This is a genomic window from Stenotrophomonas sp. STEN038, assembly GCF_056759895.1.
Genome location: NZ_JBRRDW010000043.1, coordinates 1 through 18,912, shown reverse-complemented (window position 1 = coordinate 18,912; position 18,912 = coordinate 1). Strand labels below are relative to the sequence as shown.

Annotated in this window: 11 protein-coding genes and 1 pseudogene; 8 read left to right on the top strand and 4 right to left on the bottom strand. The window is 63.5% G+C overall.

Annotated features, from left to right (window positions below; genetic code table 11):
* Positions 1–2 precede the first annotated feature (2 nt).
* The 5 genes from ACVOLS_RS16090 (at position 3) to ACVOLS_RS16070 (ending at position 4,614) form a co-directional block, all read left to right on the top strand.
* On the top strand, positions 3–1,373 hold the full coding sequence (locus tag ACVOLS_RS16090) for an FAD-dependent oxidoreductase (protein WP_481546452.1): 1,371 nt from the start codon (positions 3–5) through the stop codon (positions 1,371–1,373).
* Positions 1,373–2,812, top strand: a complete 1,440-nt coding sequence (sbcB, locus tag ACVOLS_RS16085; protein ID WP_481546451.1) for an exodeoxyribonuclease I — start codon at positions 1,373–1,375, stop codon at positions 2,810–2,812. The genes ACVOLS_RS16090 and sbcB overlap by 1 nt, the downstream gene beginning before the upstream one ends.
* Complete coding sequence (locus ACVOLS_RS16080; protein WP_481546450.1) at positions 2,809–3,495, top strand: DUF2461 domain-containing protein; 687 nt, start codon at positions 2,809–2,811, stop codon at positions 3,493–3,495. The genes sbcB and ACVOLS_RS16080 overlap by 4 nt, the downstream gene beginning before the upstream one ends.
* A gap of 71 nt (positions 3,496–3,566) precedes the next feature.
* Positions 3,567–4,040 (top strand): SRPBCC family protein, encoded by a 474-nt coding sequence (locus ACVOLS_RS16075; RefSeq protein ID WP_481546449.1) that lies wholly within the window; start codon positions 3,567–3,569, stop codon positions 4,038–4,040.
* Between the two features lie 19 nt (positions 4,041–4,059).
* On the top strand, positions 4,060–4,614 hold the full coding sequence (locus ACVOLS_RS16070) for a DUF2939 domain-containing protein (RefSeq protein WP_481546448.1): 555 nt from the start codon (positions 4,060–4,062) through the stop codon (positions 4,612–4,614).
* 15 nt (positions 4,615–4,629) lie between these two features.
* On the opposite strand, the gene ACVOLS_RS16065 is transcribed toward ACVOLS_RS16070, so the two are convergent.
* The 4 genes from ACVOLS_RS16065 to ACVOLS_RS16050 form a co-directional block, all read right to left on the bottom strand.
* Positions 4,630–6,003 carry an NAD(P)-binding domain-containing protein gene (locus ACVOLS_RS16065; RefSeq protein ID WP_481546447.1) on the bottom strand — a complete coding sequence of 458 codons (1,374 nt, stop codon included), beginning with the start codon at positions 6,001–6,003 and terminating at the stop codon, positions 4,630–4,632.
* A gap of 445 nt (positions 6,004–6,448) precedes the next feature.
* Positions 6,449–7,393, bottom strand: coding sequence for a 5'-nucleotidase (locus tag ACVOLS_RS16060; protein WP_062166142.1), 945 nt, complete (start codon positions 7,391–7,393; stop codon positions 6,449–6,451).
* 76 nt (positions 7,394–7,469) lie between these two features.
* On the bottom strand, positions 7,470–8,234 hold the full coding sequence (locus tag ACVOLS_RS16055; protein ID WP_481514158.1) for an NAD kinase: 765 nt from the start codon (positions 8,232–8,234) through the stop codon (positions 7,470–7,472).
* A 292-nt stretch (positions 8,235–8,526) separates the two neighbouring features.
* Positions 8,527–13,509, bottom strand: a complete 4,983-nt coding sequence (locus ACVOLS_RS16050) for an NAD-glutamate dehydrogenase (RefSeq protein ID WP_481546446.1) — start codon at positions 13,507–13,509, stop codon at positions 8,527–8,529.
* A 246-nt stretch (positions 13,510–13,755) separates the two neighbouring features.
* On the opposite strand from ACVOLS_RS16050, the gene ACVOLS_RS16045 reads away from it, so the two are divergent.
* From ACVOLS_RS16045 to ACVOLS_RS16035, 3 genes and pseudogenes are all read left to right on the top strand, one after another.
* Positions 13,756–14,418, top strand: coding sequence for a TetR/AcrR family transcriptional regulator (locus ACVOLS_RS16045; RefSeq protein WP_481546445.1), 663 nt, complete (start codon positions 13,756–13,758; stop codon positions 14,416–14,418).
* Positions 14,418–15,587: pseudogene (locus ACVOLS_RS16040) on the top strand (efflux RND transporter periplasmic adaptor subunit); the annotation flags it as partial. The gene ACVOLS_RS16045 and the pseudogene ACVOLS_RS16040, both read left to right, overlap by 1 nt.
* A gap of 24 nt (positions 15,588–15,611) precedes the next feature.
* A complete protein-coding gene (locus ACVOLS_RS16035) occupies positions 15,612–18,776 on the top strand; it encodes a multidrug efflux RND transporter permease subunit (protein WP_481546444.1) in 3,165 nt (1,054 codons plus the stop codon).
* Positions 18,777–18,912 lie beyond the last annotated feature (136 nt).

Genomic DNA, 18,912 nt, shown 5'->3' with positions numbered 1-18,912 from the left:
ACTTGAACACCCCCACCCCACGCAGTCTCACCTTGATCGGCGCCGGCCTGGCCGGCTCCCTGCTCGCCATCCTGCTGTCGCGGCAGGGCTGGAAAATAACGGTCTACGAACGCCGCGGTGATCCGCGCATCGCTGACTATGAGTCGGGCCGGTCGATCAATCTCGCACTGGCCGAACGTGGTCGCAATGCCTTGCGCCAGGCTGGCGTCGAAGACGAGGTGATGGCCAAGGCGGTGATGATGCGCGGCCGCATGGTGCACCCGCGCGAAGGCGAGCCTGATCTGCAGCGCTACGGTCGCGACGACAGCGAGGTGATCTGGTCGGTGCACCGCAAAGACCTCAACACCACCTTGCTGCAGCTGGCCGAGGAAGCGGGTGCAACCGTGCATTTCCACCGCCGCCTGCACACCGTGGACTTCGATGCCGGCTATGCACGCTTCATCGATGACCGCGACGACCAGCCACACGACATCCACTTCAATACGCCGCTGATCGGTGCCGATGGTGCCGGTTCGGCGCTGCGTGCAGCAATGAACCGCAAGCTGCCGTTGGGCGAGCGCATCGAGTTCCTCGATCATTCGTACAAGGAACTGGAGATCCCGCCGGCCGCCGACGGCAGTTTCCAGATCGAAGCCAATGCCCTGCACATCTGGCCGCGCGGCAACTACATGTGCATCGCCCTGCCCAACGACGAAGGCACCTTCACCGTCACCCTGTTCCTGCCCAATGAGGGCGAGCCCAGCTTCGCCACCGTGCGCAACGGAGCCGAAGCGGAAGCCTTGTTCCAACGCGACTTCGCTGATGCGCTGCCGTTGATACCGGACCTGCGCGCTGACTGGGAACAGCATCCGCCCGGCCTGCTCGGCACACTGTACCTGGAACGCTGGCACCAGCGAGGCAAAGCGGTGCTAATCGGCGATGCCGCACATGCGATGGTGCCATTCCACGGCCAGGGCATGAACTGCGCATTCGAGGACTGCGTGGTGCTGGCGCGTTGCCTGGCCGAGCATCCCGGCACCGAACAAGCCTTCGCCGCATTTGAAGCCGAGCGCAAACCCAATGCCGCCGCCATCCAGCAGATGGCCCTGGACAACTATCTGGAGATGCGCGACCGCGTCGCCGACCCAAGCTACCTGCTGCAGCGCGAGCTGGAGCAGGCCCTGCAGGCACGCTGGCCCACCCGTTTCGTGCCGCATTACACGATGGTTACCTTCCTGCACACGCCATATGCGATTGCGTTGGAGCGTACGCGTCTGCAGCAGACCATTCTTGCCGACGCCACCGCAGGCCACGACTCGCTGGACAATATCAACTGGGCCGGGCTGGAGCAGATCGTCCATGCTCAGCTGCCGGTGCTGGAAGGAGCCCACTGATGGCCGAGAGCTTCCTGTTCTACGACCTGGAAACCTTTGGCCAGGACCCGCGCCGTACCCGCATCGCCCAGTTCGCCGCGGTGCGCACCGATGCCAACCTGAAAGTCATCGACGAACCGGTCAGCTTCTACGTCAAGCCGGCCGATGACCTGCTGCCCTCGCCCATCGCCACGCTGATCACCGGCATCACCCCGCAGCATGCGCTGGCCGAGGGTGTCAGCGAGGCCGAGGCCTTCGCCCGCATCAACGAGTTGATGAGCAAGCCACAGACCTGCACGCTTGGCTATAACACCCTGCGCTTCGATGATGAGTTCGTACGTTACGGCCTGTTCCGTAACTTCCACGATCCCTACGAGCGCGAATGGCGCAGCGGCAACTCGCGCTGGGACCTGCTCGACATGCTGCGGCTGATGCACGCACTGCGCCCGGACGGCATCAACTGGCCCAAGCGCGAAGACGGCGCCACCTCGTTCAAGCTGGAACACCTGGCGCTGGCCAATGACGTACGCGAAGGCGATGCCCACGAGGCGCTGTCCGACGTCTACGCCACTATCGGCATGGCGCGGCGCTTCCGCGAGGCACAGCCGCGCATGTGGGATTACGCACTGCGCCTGCGCGACAAACGCTACGTCGGCAGCCTGCTCGACGTGGTGGCGATGGAGCCGGTGCTGCACATATCGATGCGCTACCCGGCCAGCCGCCTGTGCGCCGCACCGGTGCTGCCATTGGCCCGCCACCCGCATATCAACAACCGGGTGATCGTGTTCGACCTGGAAGGTGATATCGAACCGCTGCTGGAACTGCCGGTGGAAGAGATCACCGCGCGTCTGTACACCCGCGCCGCCGACCTGCCCGAGGGCCAGCAACGCATTCCGCTGAAGGAAGTGCATCTCAACAAGGTGCCGGCACTGGTTGCCTGGAACCATCTGCGCGATGCCGACTTCGAGCGCCTGGCCATCGACCCGGCGGTGATCGAAGCCAAGGCCGAGAAGCTGCGCGCGCTTGCTCCGCAGCTGGCCGAGAAGGCCCGCCAGGTGTTTGCGCGTGAACGCACGAACGACGGTCCGGTCGACGCCGACGCCTCGCTGTACGACGGCTTCCTGACTGAAGGCGACAAGGGCCTGCTGAGCAAGGTGCGCACTGCGCCGCCAGAAGCACTCGCCGAGCTGGAGCAGCGCTTCCGCGATCCGCGCCTGCCCGAACTGCTGTTCCGCTACCGCGCCCGCAACCATCCGCAAACCCTGGACGCGACCGCACGCTCACGCTGGGACGCATATCGTCAGCAACGTTTCACCACTCCTGGCATGGCCGAGCAGACCTTGCCGGAATACGTCGCGCAGATTGCCGAATTGCGCGAAGAACACAAGGACAACCCGGCCTCACTGGCCTTGCTGGATGCTTTGGACCAGTGGCGCCATACCTTGCAGGACACACCATGACCCAGTATTTCAGCGATGCCAGCTTCAAGTTCCTGAAAGCGTTGGCACGCCATAACGACAAGACCTGGTTTGCCGAGCACAAGCAGCAGTACGAAGATCATGTACGCCAGCCCTTCCTGCGCCTGATCACCGACCTGCAGCCGGATCTGAGCGAGGTCAGCACGCATTTCCAGGCCGATCCGCGCACCGTCGGCGGCTCGCTGTTCCGCATCTACCGTGATTCGCGCTTCTCCCACGACAAAGCACCCTACAAGACCTGGCAGGGTGCACGTCTGTTCCATGAGCGCCGCAAGCAGGTGCCAGCGCCGTCGTATTACATCCACCTGGCACCGGGCGAGAGCTTTGTTGGTGCTGGCATCTGGCACCCGGAACCGGACGTACAGCGCCGCCTGCGTCAGTTCATCCTCGACAACCCCGGCAGCTGGAAGGCGGCCGCGCATGCGCCGACCACGCGCAAGCGCTACGAGTTCGAAAGCAGCGAAAAACTGGTGCGGCCACCGCGCGGTTTCCCGGCCGACTTCGAGTTCATCGACGACCTCAAGCACCGCAATTGGGTGCTATGGCGCTCGTTGGACGACGAGGTGATGACCGGCCCGCGCCTGCGCCAGACCCTGGCCAAGGACCTGGCCGCACTCGGTCCGTTCGTCGACTACCTGTGCGCCGCCCTGGACCTGGAGTTCTGATTGGCGCGGGCTTCACGCAAACCAACCTGGTTTGCGGCACGCTTGGCGGCAACCTTCGACAGGAAGCCGCCATGACCAGCATCCACCTGCAAGTCTGGATCGATGCCCCGCTGACCACCGTCTACAGCGGCCTGGCCAGCGCCGAGGGACTGAGCCACTGGTGGATACCGCACCAGCAATCGCTCATCGACGGCGACACGGTGATCAGCCACAACCCTGGCTCGGGCCATGGCGTGGTCGCGCTGAAGGTACTGGAGATCATTCCCGAGCGCTGCATCCGCTGGGAGGTGATCAGCCGCCACCCGCCGCAAAGCCCGGCCTCGGCCTGGACTGGCACCGAGATCCGCTTCGGCCTGTCACGCCGGGCCAGCCCCGGTGCCTGGCGCGGCCTGCCGCACGAAGGCGAGCCGATGACCGTGCTGGAGTTCCATCACCTGGGCTGGAACGGCGACAGCGAGTACCTGGGCTTCTGTAGCCAGGCCTGGGCCGAAACCCTGGTGATGCTGCGCCGCTGGGCCGAAGCAAGCATCCCCGCACACTCCTGATATCGAGGACCGCAACGCAATGAAGAAATGGATACTGCCCGCCGTTATTGCTGCGCTGGTGCTGCTGGCCGCTTACGTGATCGGCGGCCCCTATCTGGCAATCCGCGGCATCAGCCAGGCGATCGAACAGCGTGACACCGGCAAGTTGGCGCGACACGTGGACTTCGGCGCGGTACGGGTCAACATCAAGGCGCAGATCAACGATTACATAGTGCGCCGCGCCGGCAGCGACATGCAGTCCAGTCTGTTCGGCCAGGTAGCCTTGGGCATGGCTGGCAATCTAACCGGCGCCGGCGTCGATACCTTCGTCACCCCCTTGGGTATTGCCGCGCTGTTGCAGGGTGACAGCCTGTGGAAGCGCGCCATCGGTGACACCGTTGGTGGCGATACCTGGGCACCGCCCTCCCCAGCCAAGCCGCTGGCCAATACCACCGGCCATTACGAGTCGCTGTCGCGCTATACCGCCACCACGCACCTGGAAGATGGCCGCGAGGTCGTGTTCGTACTCAGCCGCCAAGGGCTGCGCTGGCGGCTGACCAATATCGTGCTGCCACTGGGACAGGCGCCGGACTGACCGGCGCCGGTTCCGTCAGGCAATCTTGCGCGGCGCCTCCTCGACCTCGCTGTCCAACAGGAAGGCTTCCAGTGAATCATCCATCGCCTGCATCCAAGGCGTGTGGTGCAGCGGCGCCTGCGTGCCGGTCAGCACCGAGCGATAGCTGTAGTTGCGATAGCCGAGGATGTCGCCCTTCTTGTCGCGCTTCCACTGCTTGAACAGCGTGGCCACGGCCTCGACATTGAAGTCCGGATAGTCAGTGGCATCGAGCAGATCGCGCACATACTCTGTCTGGAAGTCGATGTCCTGCGCCGCCGAGGTTGTCGCCTCCTCACGCGCCAGCCAGGTTTCGCTATCTGCACGCATTGCATCGCTCGCCGGCAGCGTGATCCTGCCAAGGATCACATCGCGCGCATACCAGGCCTGCGCATCGAACATGTTGAAGGTGTAGTACTGGTCCTGCATGCCCAGATAGATCAGCTTGGGGTTGTCGATCCAGAACACACCCTTGTACAGATCACCGGGGTACAGACGGTTGCGGGTGCGCAGGGTCAGCGCATCGGGCAGGAACGGGAAATGGTGCTGGTAGCCGGTGCACAGCACGATCGCATCCACATCCTTGCTAGTACCATCGATGAAGTGCGCTGTATTGCCCTCGACACGCTGCAGCAGCGGCTTTTCCTCGAACGCAGCCGGCCAGTCGTAGCCCGTTGCCGCGCTGCGATAGCTGAAAGTCACCGATTTGGCGCCGTATTTGTAGCACTGCGTGCCAATGTCCTCGGCCGAATAGCTGCTACCTACCAACAGCAGATCCTTGTCGGTGAACTCGCAGGCATCGCGGAAGTCGTGTGCATGCAGCACGCGCCCGGGGAAACGATCTACGCCTTCGAAGAACGGCGCGTTCGGCGTGGAGAAATGCCCGGTGGCAACGATTACCCGGTCGAACTCCTCGGTCAGCAGCTCGTCTTTCTTCAGGTCGCGCACGGTGACGGTGAAGCGCTCGGTCTCTTCCGAGTAGTCGACCCATTGCACCGCCATGTTGAAGCGGATCTGATCACGCACGCCGCTCTTTTCGATGCGGCCCATGATGTAGTCGCGCAGCACGGCGCGTGGCGGATAGGAGGCGATCGGGCGGCCAAAATGCTCTTCGAAACTGTAGTCGGCAAACTCCAGCGCTTCCTTCGGGCCGTTGGACCAGAGGTAGCGGTACATGCTGCCATGCACGGGTTCGCCATAAGCATCCAGCCCGGTACGCCATGTGTAGTTCCACATCCCGCCGAGATCCGATTGCTTTTCAAAGCAGACGATCTCTGGCACTTCAGCCCCACCTCGACGGGCGGATTCAAAGGCACGAAGTTGCGCCAAGCCGCTCGGGCCGGCTCCAAGAATGGCGATACGCATGGTCATTCGGGTTGTTTCTCCTGTGTAGCTGCAATCGCGTAAACGCGACGGCACTGCGCAAGGGCGCGTTATGCGCCGTGCAGGAGAGACAATGCGTCCAGTCCCGCGCGGCGCGCGAAACACCCGGCCGCCACGCAAGGCAGCGCGAAAGGGAATGGCAGGTACATGACGCTACCGGTCGGGGAACAGGCCCCGCCCCTGGATCACCGGGTGGGTGCAGTGCGGGAGGGATCTGCTGCATTCGTGCAGATCAGGACGCGGCGGGATTGCCGCTGGTTCAGCTTGGAACCCGCGAAAGCGACTTCATCCTAGCATGCGACGCTTTTGTAGGAGCGGCGTAAGCCGCGAAGCCACAAATGTTACTGAAGCGGCATTGGCTGCAATTGCAGGCAGCAAGCATTCGGTCTTGTCACCAGCTTCGCGGCTTACGCCGCTCCTACAAACAACCGGTTCAATCCGGATTGGCTACACCATGCGGCACATGGCCAGCAGCCACGTGCTGACGTGCGCTGTCGATGTTGTGCTGCGAATCGTCGAAGAAGATATCCGCACCGAAGGCTTCAAGGAACGGGCCCTTGTGGCGGCCGCCGAGGAACAGCGCTTCATCCAGACGCACACCCCACTCGCGCAGGGTGCGGATAACCCGCTCATGCGCTGGCGCCGAACGTGCGGTTACCAGCGCGGTGCGGATGGGCGCGGCTTCGCCGGCCGGGAACGCCGCCTGCAAGGCATGTAGTGCGGACAGGAAGTTGCGGAACGGGCCACCGCTGAGCGGCTCATGCGCGCGTTCGCGCTCATGGCGACCGAACGCCTCCACGCCCTGCTCGCGCGAGATGCGCTCGCTTTCATCACCAAAGATCACCGCGTCACCATCGAAGGCGATGCGCAGCTGGGTCTTGGAGCGGCCGGTATCGGTAGCCGCTGCCGAAGCAGCAGCTACCTCCTGCGCGCTCTGCGGCAGGATCGTCGCCGCAGCGATGCCGTTGACCAGCGCACGACGCACCGAGTCCGGGTTGGCCGAGAGGAACAGATCGGTACCAAACGGCTTGACGTAAGGCCAGGTCGGCTCGCCAGCAGTGAAGGTTGCCCGCACGATATCCAGCTTGTAATGCTGGATGGAATTGAAGATGCGCAGGCCGGTATCAGCGGAATTGCGCGATAGCAGGATCACCTCGACCCGCGGCGTTTCCACCGGTGCGCCGTCATTCAATGCCAGCAACTTGCGCACCACCGGGAAGGCCACACCCGGCTTGAGTACATCGTCTTCGTGCGCTCGCTGGTAGGCGGCATAGGCCTCCAGACCTTCGCGTTCGAACAGGGCGTGGCCTTCTTCGAGGTCGAACAGTGCGCGCGAAGTAACCGCGACAGTGAGCAGCCGGGGAGTGTTGTCACCCATGGACGATGAACCCAATACGATCAAGGAACGGGACCCAGTCTACCCGGAAGCGGCCCCGCTGCTGCCATTCCGGCATTCAGACCATGAACTGTTCGCTCAGGATGCGTTCTTCGAGGTTGTGCTCGGGGTCGAACAGCAGGGTCACCTGGCGCTCGCGCGACTCACGGATGGTCACTTCCACCACGTCACGGGTTTCGTGCGAATCGGCTGTAACGCTGACCGGACGTTTGTAAGGATCGAGTACGCGGAAGCGCACTTCGGTCTCGGCCTTGAGAATGGCGCCGCGCCAGCGCCGCGGCCGATACGGGGCCAACGGGGTCAAGGCAATGGTGTTGGAGCCCAGCGGCAGGATCGGGCCGTGCGCCGAGTAGTTGTACGCGGTGCTGCCGGCGGGTGTGGAGACCAGCACGCCGTCGCAGATCAGTTCTTCCACCCGTTGCTGGCCATTGAGGTCAATACCGATATGCGCGGCCTGTCGGGTTTGCCTTAGCAGTGACACGTCGTTATAGGCCAGCGAGCCGGTGGTGGTGCCTGATTCGGTCTGCGCGATCATTTCCAACGGCCGCAGATAGGCCGGTTCGGCCAGGGCCAGGCGCTCGATCAGATCATCTTCGCGATGGTGGTTCATCAGGAAGCCGACGGTGCCCAGCTTCATGCCGAATACCGGTTTGCCCTTGCCGCCGTGGCGATGCAGGGTCTGCAACATGAAACCATCGCCGCCGAGCGGGCAGATCACGTCCGCGTCTTCCGGGTTGTGATCGCCATAGCGGGCAGCCAGGCTGACACGGGCCTGCTGGGCAGTCTCGACGGTGCTGGCGAGGAATGCGATTCGGGGGGACACGGGCGCGTCTTTTCGTTCGGCTTGGAGGGCGAGGATAACCTGCTGGTGTGTTGGCTGGTGCTTTCGTTTGCTTGGAAACTGAAGGCCAACGACAACAGCTTGCCCTCACCCCAACCCCTCTCCCGCAGGCGGGAGAGGGGCTGAAGCTGCAATTGCACGCGGTGCTCGCGCTCGCAGATCGCGGGCCCGTCTCCCGGGCGCGGGTGTGGGGTTGGGGTGAGGGCAAGCTCTTGATTTCCCCAAAAGAAAACGGGCCCAAAGGGCCCGTTCTCCAAAACAAAAACCTACCGGCTTAAGCGCCGTGCGCAGCCAACTGCCCCAAACGCTGCACCGCCACCGACACCGTCGGGTAGTCCAGCGTCTTCTGCTCGGCCAGCTCGGCCAGCATCGCCAGGGTGAAGCGCAGGCCACTGTCATCGCGGCCCAACCACGCAGCCACCTTGGCCTCGGCGGTCGCGCCCTTCATCGACAGCACCTGGCCAGCCAGTGCACGCTGATGCGCAGCCAGCTCGTCGCGCAGCACGCCACGGGCAACCGCATGCCAACGGCCGTTGACCTCCAGCGCATCGATCTGCTCGAACAGCCACGGCATCTGCAGGGCTTCGCCCAGGCGGAAGTGGACCTTGGACACATCCACCGGCTTGAGCTTGCGCGGACGCGCCAGCTCAATGATGTCGAACGCCGGTTCCAGGAACTGCAGTTCGGAAAGCTGCTGCGCCAGTGCCGCCGGCAAGCCCTTCTCCTTCCACGCCGCGACGCTGGCCTCATAGGCCGGGCGCTGCGAATCAGGCAGCACGCCCGAGGCAACACGGATGTCGTTGAACGGGCCCTGGTAGCGATCCACTGCGGCGGTGATGCCCGGCATCGCGCCCGGGCGGGTCAGCAGCCAACGCACGAACGAACGCTGCAGCTTCCAGATCACTTCCAGTGCGTCCACCTGCACCGCTTCCGGCAAGGTGCCGTCGAGCGCGTCGATCTGCGTCCACAGTGCACGTGCGTCCAGCGTTTCGCGGCTGATGGTGTAAGCCTTGGCGACCTCGGCCACGGTGCGGCCGGTGTCTTCCTGCATGCGCATCAGGAAGGTGGCGCCCATGCGGTTGATGGTCTGGTTGGTCACCGCCGTGGCGATGATTTCACGCTTCAGGCGGTGACGCTCCATCGCGTCGGCGTACTTCTTCTGCAGCGGCTGCGGGAAATAACGCAGCAGCTCCTTGGACAGGTACGGATCTTCCGGGATGTCCGACTCCAGCAGCTGCTGGAAGGCGACGATCTTGGAGTACGACAGCAGTACCGCCAGCTCCGGACGGGTCAGGCCCTGGCCGCGCAGCTTGCGTGCCGACAGCTCGGCATCGGACGGCAGGAACTCGATCTGGCGATCCAGCAGGCCCTGCTTCTCCAGCGTGCGGATGAAGTGCTGCTTGGAGCCCAGACGCTTGCTGCTCATCCGTTCCATCAGGCTCAACGCCTGGTTCTGACGGTAGTTGTCCATCAGCACCAGCTCGCCGACCTCGTCGGTCATCGAGGCCAGCAGCTTGTTGCGCTGCTCCACGGTGAGCTTCTTGGCGCGCACCACGTCGTTGAGCAGGATCTTGATGTTGACTTCGTGGTCGGAGGTATCCACACCGGCCGAGTTGTCGATGAAGTCGGTGTTGAGCAGCACGCCAACCTGCGCAGCCTCGATGCGGCCGAGCTGGGTCATGCCCAGGTTGCCGCCCTCGCCCACGATCTTGCAGCGCAGCTCGCCGCCGTTGACGCGCAGGCCGTTGTTGGCGCGGTCGCCGACATCGGCATTGGTCTCGGTCGCCGACTTGACGTAGGTACCGATGCCCCCGTTCCACAGCAGGTCAACCGGTGCCTTCAGCGCGGCATTGATCAGGTCGGTCGGGTTCATCGCCTTGATGCTGGCGTCGATGCCCAGTGCTTCACGCACTTCCGGGGTGATCTCGATCGACTTGAGCGAACGCGGGTAAATGCCGCCGCCCTTGCTGATCAGCTTGCTGTCGTAGTCGGCCCAGCTCGAACGCGGCACCTTGAACATGCGCGCGCGTTCCTTGAACGAGCTGGCAGCCACCGGGTTCGGGTCGAGGAAGATGTGGCGGTGGTCGAAAGCGCAGACCAGGCGGATGTGCTCGGACAGCAGCATGCCGTTACCGAACACGTCGCCGGACATGTCGCCAACACCGACCACGGTGAAGTCCTGCTTCTGGCAGTCCTGGCCCAGCGCACGGAAGTGGCGCTTGACCGACTCCCACGCACCACGCGCGGTGATGCCCATGCCCTTGTGGTCATAACCAACCGAGCCACCGGAAGCAAACGCATCGTCCAGCCAGAAACCGTGCGCACGGGCAATGCCGTTGGCGGTGTCGGAGAACGTGGCGGTGCCCTTGTCGGCAGCGACGACCAGGTACGGATCGTCCATGTCATGACGCACCACACCCTGCGGCGGCACGATCTTGTTGTTGACGATGTTGTCGGTGATGTCCAGCAGGCCGTTGATGAAGCGCTTGTAGCAGGCCACGCCCTCGGCGAACCAGGCATCGCGGTCCACCGCCGGGTCCGGCAGCTGCTTGGCGAAGAAGCCGCCCTTGGAGCCGACCGGCACGATCACGGTGTTCTTGACCATCTGTGCCTTGACCAGACCCAGCACCTCGGTGCGGAAGTCTTCGCGACGGTCCGACCAGCGCAGGCCACCACGGGCGACCGGGCCGAAACGCAGGTGGGTACCTTCCACGCGCGGGCCGCACACGAAGATTTCGCGGTACGGACGCGGCTTGGGCAGGTCCGGCACCTTGGCGGCGTCGAACTTGAAACTGATGTAGTCGGCCGGGCCGCCATCGGCGCGCACGCCGTCCTTGCGGACCATGTAGTAGCTGGTGCGCAGGGTGGCTTCGATCACGCCGATGAAGCTGCGCAGGATGCGGTCTTCGTCCAGGCTGGACACGCCGTCAAGCAGCTTGATCAGCACTTCGTGGACCAGCGCCATGCGGGCGGCACGGTCGCTCTTGCGCGCCTTGACCACGCCATCGAGCAGCTTGACGGTGGCGGCATCGTCACCGGCCAGCTGCTTGAACTGGGCCAACTGCGCGTCCAGCACCGCCTTGTCGGCCGACGGGGTCGGCTCGAAGCGGGCTTCGAACAGCTCCACGATCAGACGCGCCAGCAGCGGGTAGCGGTTGAAAGTGCCTTCCACGTAGGCCTGCGAGAACGGCACGCCGATCTGCAGCAGGTACTTGCAGTAGCCACGCAGCATCGACACCTGGCGCCAATCCAGACCTGCACCCAGCACCAGACGGTTGAAGCCGTCGTTCTCGGCATCGCCGTGCCAGACGCGGGCGAAGGCATCGCTGAAGGAGGCATTGGCGCTGGCCGGGTCGATCGCACCGATGGTGGATTCGACTTCGAAGTCCTGCACGTAGACCGGCGCTTCGTCGACCATCAGCTTGTACGGGCGCTCGGCGATCACACGCAGGCCCATGTTCTCCATCATCGGCAGCACGTCGGACAGCGGAATGTCTTCCAGCTGGCGGTACAGCTTCAGGCGCAGGCCATCGACCTCGTCACGGCGGATTGCCTGCAGGCTCAGGCGCAGGTCGTCCGGACCGGTCAATGCATCCAGCTGGGCGACGTCGGCCGCGGCGATTTCAGCGCTGGAGTCTTCGATGTAGCCAGCAGGCAGTGCCTTGCCGATACGCGAGGCAATGCGCAGGCCTTCGCCTTCGCCATGGCTGGCGACCAGCGCTTCGCGCAGATCGTCCTGCCAATTGCGCAGCACGTGGGCCAGGCGCTTCTCCATGCCTTCCACGTCCAGCTCCAGGCTCTGCCCGGCCTTGGGACGCACGATCAGGTGCACCTGCGCCAGCGGCGAGTCACCCAGCACCACGCTGGAGTCGACGTATTCCCCCTGCAGGGCATCCTTGAGCATGCTTTCAACACGCAGGCGCACGTCGGTGTTGAAGCGCTCGCGCGGCAGGAACACCAGCGCCGAGATGAAGCGGCTGAACTTGTCGCGGCGCAGGAACAAGCGGCTACGCACGCGCTCCTGCAGGCCGAGCACACCCATGGCGGTACGGAACAGTTCGTCCTCGCTGGACTGGAACAGTTCCTCGCGCGGCAGCGACTCCAGGATGTGGCGCAGCGCCTTGCCGCTGTGGCTGGACAGGCTCAGGCCCGAACGCGCCATCACGTTTTCATAGCGCTGACGCACCAGCGGGATTTCCCACGGGCGGCGGTTGTAGGCGCTGGAGGTGAACAGACCGAGGAAGCGCTGTTCGCCGATGATCTTGCCCTTGGCGTCGAACTCAAGCACGCCGATGTAGTCCATGTAGCCGCCGCGGTGGATATGCGAGCGCGCATTGGTCTTGGTCAGGATCAGAGCATCATGCAGGCTGCTGGTGGCGTTCAGGCCTTCGGCGGCCAGACCCTTGACCGGGCGCGCGACCATCGTGTCCTTGCCGCGCATCAGGCCCAGGCCGGTGCCGTTCTGGGCGACCAGCACTTCTTCCTTGCCCTTCTTCTCCACTTTGTATTCGCGGTAACCGAAGAAGGTGAAATGATTGTCGGCGGCCCAGCGCAGGAATTCCTGCGCCTCGGCGCGCGAAGCCTTGCTGACCGGCAGCGGACGCTTGCCCAGGTCATCGGCCAGTGCCACCGCCTTGTCGGTCATCGGCTGCCAGTCATTGACGATGGCGCGCACGTCTTCCACGGCACCGCTGACGCGCTTGGCAACGGCATCCAGTGCATCGGCCGGCTGGCGATCGATCTCCAGCAGCATCACTGATTCCAGCTTGCCCTCGCCCACGCCGCTGAGCTTGCCAGCCTTGTCGCGCGCGATACTGATGACCGGATGGCCAAGCACGTGCACGCCAATGCCCTGCTCGGCCAGTGCCAGCGTCACCGTGTCCACCAGGAACGGCATGTCGTCGTTGACGATCTGCAGCACGGTATGTGCCGATTCCCAACCGTCGGCCTTCAGCGCCGGGTTGAAAACGCGCACATTGGCCTTGCCCGGCTTGCGGGTGCGAGCGAACTCGAGCATGCCCGCAGCCAGCACCGCCCAATCATCGGCCGAGTGCAGCTTGAATTCATCGGCTTCCATGCGCTTGTAGAACGCCGTAGCAAAAGCCACTGCCTGCGCCTGCGCGGCCGCAGCGGGATAACGCTTCCGCAAGGCTGCAAATACCGGTTCTAGCGAGAGGCCAGCTTCCGCGATGTTCTGCTTCACAGCTGGTTTGGATTTCGTCTTTGCGGACTTGGCAGCACTGTTTTGCGATTTCATGGCAGAGCTTTGGGTGTTGCTCGTTTGGAGAAACCGCGATTGTATCGCTGGTAACAAAAAGAACCTTGCTGCAGGGCCGCATTATCTGCATCGCAATTTTCTGGCGAGCGCCAGCAACGGCCATGGTTTTACTGGTAGACGATCAGCAAACGATGTCCGCCACCTGAATCTCATTCGCTCACCAGGCACAGTGAAAGACGAATTACGTTGCGGTGTTTCTAAACTGGACGGTATAGTCCACCGCTTATGCAAACCCCCTCTGCCACCCCCGCGCCCACCGACGCGCGTGACCAGCGCGTGCTCGAAGCGGTGCGTGAGCTATTGGCCAAACAAGGCATACGCCTAAGTATGGATTCGATAGCAGCCGCAGCGGGTTGCTCCAAGCAGACGCTCTATAGCCGCTACGGCAGCAAGCGCGAATTGCTGCGGCAGGCGATGCAACTGCACGTGTCCACCGCGACCGCAGCGTTATCTGTATGTGAAGACAAGCCGCTGCAAGAAACGGTGCTCGACTTTGCTGTCGGCTACCTTGAGCACCGCAACAAACCCAATGTCCGCCGTACCGCGCAATTGATCGGGGCCAGCGTCCATGAGTTCCGCGACGAAGCGCAGTTCATGTACCTGGGAAGCAACGAGGCACTCCGCAAGCATGTTGCTGAATGGATGCAAACCGAAATGCAACGTGGTCGCCTCAAGCATGACGACCCGCAGTTCATGGCCGAGCTGTTGATCAGCATGATTGCTGGCCAGGATTTTGAAAGACAGCGCTTTCACACCCCTTACCGCGATGATCCACAACAGCGTCGCCGCTGGGCCGAATTTGCCACCGACGGCTTCCTACGCGCCTTTGCCTGCACGTACCAAGCCGCCGCAGCTCCAAATAAAAACAACACCCGGAGTTTCTCCTGATGACCGCCCCACTGCGTCTTCTCGCTCTCACCTGTGCAGCGACACTGAGCCTTGCCGCCTGTAAAAAACCGCAGGAGCAAGCCGCACCGCCTCCGCAGGAGGTCGGCGTAGTCGACGCCAAACCGCAGACCCTGCCGCTGCAGCGCGAGCTGGTCGGTCGTCTTTCGCCGTTCCGCTCCGCAGATGTCCGCGCCCGCGTGGCCGGCGTGCTGCAGAAGCGCGTCTATGAAGAAGGCAGCGCGGTCAAGGAAGGCCAGGTGCTGTTCCTGATCGACCCGGCACCGCTGCAGGCCTCGCTGGCTTCGGCCGAAGGTGCGCTGGCGTCGGCCCGCGCCACGTACGCCAACGCCCGCGCCACCGCCAACCGCGCCCGCTCGCTGGCACCGCAGAGTTATGTGTCCAAGTCCGACCTGGACAGTGCCGAGGCCGCCGAGCGCTCTTCCGCCGCTGCCGTGCAGCAGGCCGAAGCAGCAGTCACCACCGCCCGCATCAACCTCGGCTATGCCCGCGTCACTGCACCAATCGCAGGTCAGGCCGGCAAGCAGCAGGTCACTGAAGGTGCGCTGGTTGGCCAGGGCGATGTGACCCTGCTGACCACCGTCGACCAGATCGACCCGCTGTATGTGAACTTCTCGATGACCGCCGACGAACTGAGCCTGCTGCGCGCAGCCCAGGACAAGGGCGCGGTGGCACTGGCCGGCGACGGCAAGACCACCGTGCAGGTCAACCTACCCGATGGCAGTGCCTACGGGCACGAAGGCACCCTGGATTTCTCCTCAACCACGGTTGATCCGGCCACCGGCACGGTGTCGCTGCGCGCGCAGCTGCCCAACCCGGACCACATCCTGTTGCCGGGCTCGTTCGTCAGCTTCAAGGCCAACCTTGGCGAGCGCCACAATGCTTTCCTGGTTCCGCAGGCGGCTGTGCAGCGCGATACCCAGGGCGGCTATGTGCTGATCGTCGGCAAGGACGGCAAGGTCGTGCGCAAGAACGTCGTTCTGGATAACCAGCAGGGCGGCAACTGGCTGGTCTCCTCCGGCCTGGCCGCTGGCGACCAGATCATTGTTTCGGGCGTGCAGAAGGTCAAGGAAGGCGCACCAGCCACTGCCAAGCCGTGGCAGCCCGACGCAGCCAAGCCCGCCGCTGGCGCGCCGGCAGCAGCCCCGGCAAAAAAGGAATAACGGGACTCCGCCATGCCTAAATTTTTCATCGAGCATCCCGTCTTCGCCTGGGTGGTGGCGATCCTGATCTCGCTTGGTGGCGTGATCTCGATCCTCAATCTGGGTATCGAGTCCTACCCCAGCGTGGCGCCACCGCAGGTGACCGTCACCGCCAACTATCCGGGCGCCAGTGCGTCCACCGCGGAAAAATCGGTCACCCAGGTGATCGAGCAGCAGCTGACCGGTATCGACAACCTGATGTACTTCAGTTCGTCGTCGTCATCGACCGGCCGCGTCACCATCACCCTGACCTTCGACAGCGGCACCGATGCCGACATCGCCCAGGTGCAGGTGCAGAACAAGGTGTCGCTGGCGACCCCGCGCCTGCCCTCGGAAGTGACCAAGCAGGGTGTGGTGGTGGCCAAGGCCAACGCCGGCTTCCTGATGGCCATCGGCGTACGTTCGGATGACGGCACGGTCGACCGCGATGCGCTGAACGACATCGTCGGTGCGCGCGTGCTGGAACAGGTTTCGCGTGTTCCCGGCGTCGGCAGCACCCAGCAGTTCGGTTCCGAGTACGCGATGCGCGTATGGCTGAACCCGGAAAAGCTGCAGGGATATCACCTGTCGGCAACCGATGTATACAACGCCATTGGCACCCAGAACCTGCAGTTCGCTGCCGGTTCGGTGGGTGGCGACCCTGCGCCCAACGGCCAGGCATTCACCGCCACCGTTGCCGCCGAAGGCCGTTACAGCTCGCCGGAAGAGTTCGAGAACACCATCCTGCGGGCCAACAATGACGGCAGCGTGGTCAAGCTGAAGGATGTCGCCACGGTTTCCTTTGGTGCGTCCAACTACGGCTTTGACACCAAGTACAACGGCAAGCCGGTGGCAGTGTTCGCCATCCAGCTGCTGCCCGGTGCGAACGCGCTTGATGTATCCGAAGCCGTGCGCGCGAAGATGGACGAGCTGGCCCCGAGCTTCCCGCCCGGCGTGAGCTGGTTCACTCCGTACGACAGCACCACCTTCGTGACCATCTCGATCGAGGAAGTGGTCCACACCCTGGTCGAGGCCATCATCCTGGTGTTCCTGGTGATGCTGGTGTTCCTGCAGAACTTCCGCGCCACCATCATCCCCACGCTGGTCATCCCGGTCGCCCTGCTCGGCACCTTCATGGGCATGCTGGCCATTGGCTTCACCATCAACCAGCTGACCCTGTTCGCGATGGTGCTGGCGATCGGCATCGTGGTCGATGACGCCATCGTCGTCATCGAAAACGTCGAACGCATCATGACCGAGGAAAAGCTCGATCCGAAGCCGGCGACGCAGAAAGCCATGGGCCAGATCACCGGCGCGGTGGTGGCCATCACCGTGGTGCTGGCAGCGGTGTTCATTCCGTCTGCGCTGCAGCCGGGCGCCTCGGGCGAGATCTACAAGCAGTTCGCGCTGACCATCGCCATGGCGATGGCATTCTCCGCCCTGCTGGCACTGACCTTCACCCCGGCGCTGTGTGCGGCCTTCCTCAAGCCCACCCACAACGACAATCCGAACTGGGTCTACCGCACCTTCAACAAGTACTACGGCAAGCTGGAAAAGAGCTATGTCGGCACCGTTGGTGGCGTCATCAAGCACGCCCCGCGCTGGTTGATGGTGTTCGCCCTGTTGCTGGTGCTGTGCGGCTTCCTGTTCACCCGTCTGCCGGGCAGCTTCCTGCCGGAAGAAGATCAGGGCTATGCACTGGCCATCGTGCAGTTGCCGCCGGGTGCCACCAAAACCCGTACCAGCGCTGTGTTCGATCAGCTGCTGGGCACCTTGCAGGACGAGGAAGCCTTTGAAGGCCTGATGCAGATCACCGGCTTCAGCTTCATCGGTGCCGGCGAGAACGTAGGCATGGCCTTCGTCCGCCTCAAGGACTGGGACGAGCGCAAGGAAACCGCACCCGAGTTCATCCAGAAAATGAACAAGAAGGCCTACGGCATCAAGGATGCGCAGATCTTCTTCGTCAACCTGCCGACCGTGCAGGGTCTGGGTCAGTTCGGTGGTTTCGACATGTGGCTGCAGGACCGTACCGGTGCCGGCCAGGACGCCTTGATGGATGCGCGCAACACCTTGCTGGGAGCAGCCGGCCAGGACAAATCGCTGGTTGGCGTACGCCCCAACACCCTGGAAAACGCGCCCCAGCTGCAGTTGAAGGTTGACCGCGTGCAGGCCCAGGCCATGGGCGTGTCGGTCAATGATGTGTATACCGCCATCCAGATGATGCTGGCACCGGTCTACGTCAACGACTTCTTCTATGGCGGCCGCATCAAGCGCGTCAACATGCAGGCCGACGCGGCATACCGCACTGGTCCGGAATCGCTGAACAGCTATTTCGTGCCGAGCTCGCTGAGCAAGGATGCAACTGGCCAGCCGGCGATGATCCCGCTCAGCGCGGTGGTCAAGTCCGAGTGGATCTATGCGCCGCCGGCCCTGAACCGCTACAACGGCTATTCCGCGGTCAACATCGTCGGCGCACCGGCACCCGGCGGCAGTTCCGGCCAGGCCATGAGCACCATGGAGCGGCTGGTGCATGATGACCTGCCGGTAGGCTTCGGTTTCGACTGGTCGGGCATGTCCTATCAGGAAATCCTCGCCGGTAACGCCGCGACGCTGTTGATGGTGTTGTCGATCGTGGTGGTATTCCTGTGCCTTGCTGCGTTGTATGAAAGCTGGTCGATCCCGGTCTCGGTGCTGCTGGTGGTGCCGATCGGCATCCTCGGTGCAGTGGTGTTCTCGCTGCTGCGCGGCCTGCCGAACGATCTTTACTTCAAGATCGGCATGGTGACGGTGATTGGCCTGGCGGCGAAGAACGCGATTCTTATCGTCGAGTTCGCAGTGGAGCAGCGTGCCGCCGGCAAGACCCTGCGTGAAGCGACCATCGAAGCGGCGCATCTGCGTTTCCGCCCGATTCTGATGACCTCGTTCGCCTTCATCCTGGGCGTGCTGCCGATGGCCATCTCCACTGGTGCCGGCGCCAATGCCCGTCACTCGCTGGGTACAGGCGTGATCGGTGGCATGTTGTTCGCCACCGTGATCGGCGTGTTGCTGATTCCGCTGTTCTTCGTAAGCGTGCGGCGCATGCTCGGTGACAAGCTGGACGAACAGTCCAAGGAGTTCATCGAACAGCACAAGGTGCATGCGATCCAGAAGGACCGCTGATACGAAAAGCCCCGGCACAGCCGGGGCTTTTTTTGGTCTGTCCTGTAGTGGGGGGGGGGGGACGGGGGGGGCGGGTGGCGATTTGGCGCTGACCCCCGGCGGGGGGCGGCACACGCGCGCAGCCCGGCCCCGGGGG

Excerpts from the sequence above, each read along its gene's own strand:
- ACVOLS_RS16060 (WP_062166142.1), bottom strand. The coding sequence starts at position 7,393 with ATGGGTGACAACACTCCCCGGCTGCTCACTGTCGCGGTTACTTCGCGC.
- ACVOLS_RS16075 (WP_481546449.1), top strand. The coding sequence starts at position 3,567 with ATGACCAGCATCCACCTGCAAGTCTGGATCGATGCCCCGCTGACCACC.
- ACVOLS_RS16065 (WP_481546447.1), bottom strand. The coding sequence starts at position 6,003 with ATGACCATGCGTATCGCCATTCTTGGAGCCGGCCCGAGCGGCTTGGCG.
- ACVOLS_RS16070 (WP_481546448.1), top strand. The coding sequence starts at position 4,060 with ATGAAGAAATGGATACTGCCCGCCGTTATTGCTGCGCTGGTGCTGCTG.
- ACVOLS_RS16050 (WP_481546446.1), bottom strand. The coding sequence starts at position 13,509 with ATGAAATCGCAAAACAGTGCTGCCAAGTCCGCAAAGACGAAATCCAAA.
- ACVOLS_RS16045 (WP_481546445.1), top strand. The coding sequence starts at position 13,756 with ATGCAAACCCCCTCTGCCACCCCCGCGCCCACCGACGCGCGTGACCAG.
- ACVOLS_RS16035 (WP_481546444.1), top strand. The coding sequence starts at position 15,612 with ATGCCTAAATTTTTCATCGAGCATCCCGTCTTCGCCTGGGTGGTGGCG.
- sbcB (WP_481546451.1), top strand. The coding sequence starts at position 1,373 with ATGGCCGAGAGCTTCCTGTTCTACGACCTGGAAACCTTTGGCCAGGAC.
- ACVOLS_RS16080 (WP_481546450.1), top strand. The coding sequence starts at position 2,809 with ATGACCCAGTATTTCAGCGATGCCAGCTTCAAGTTCCTGAAAGCGTTG.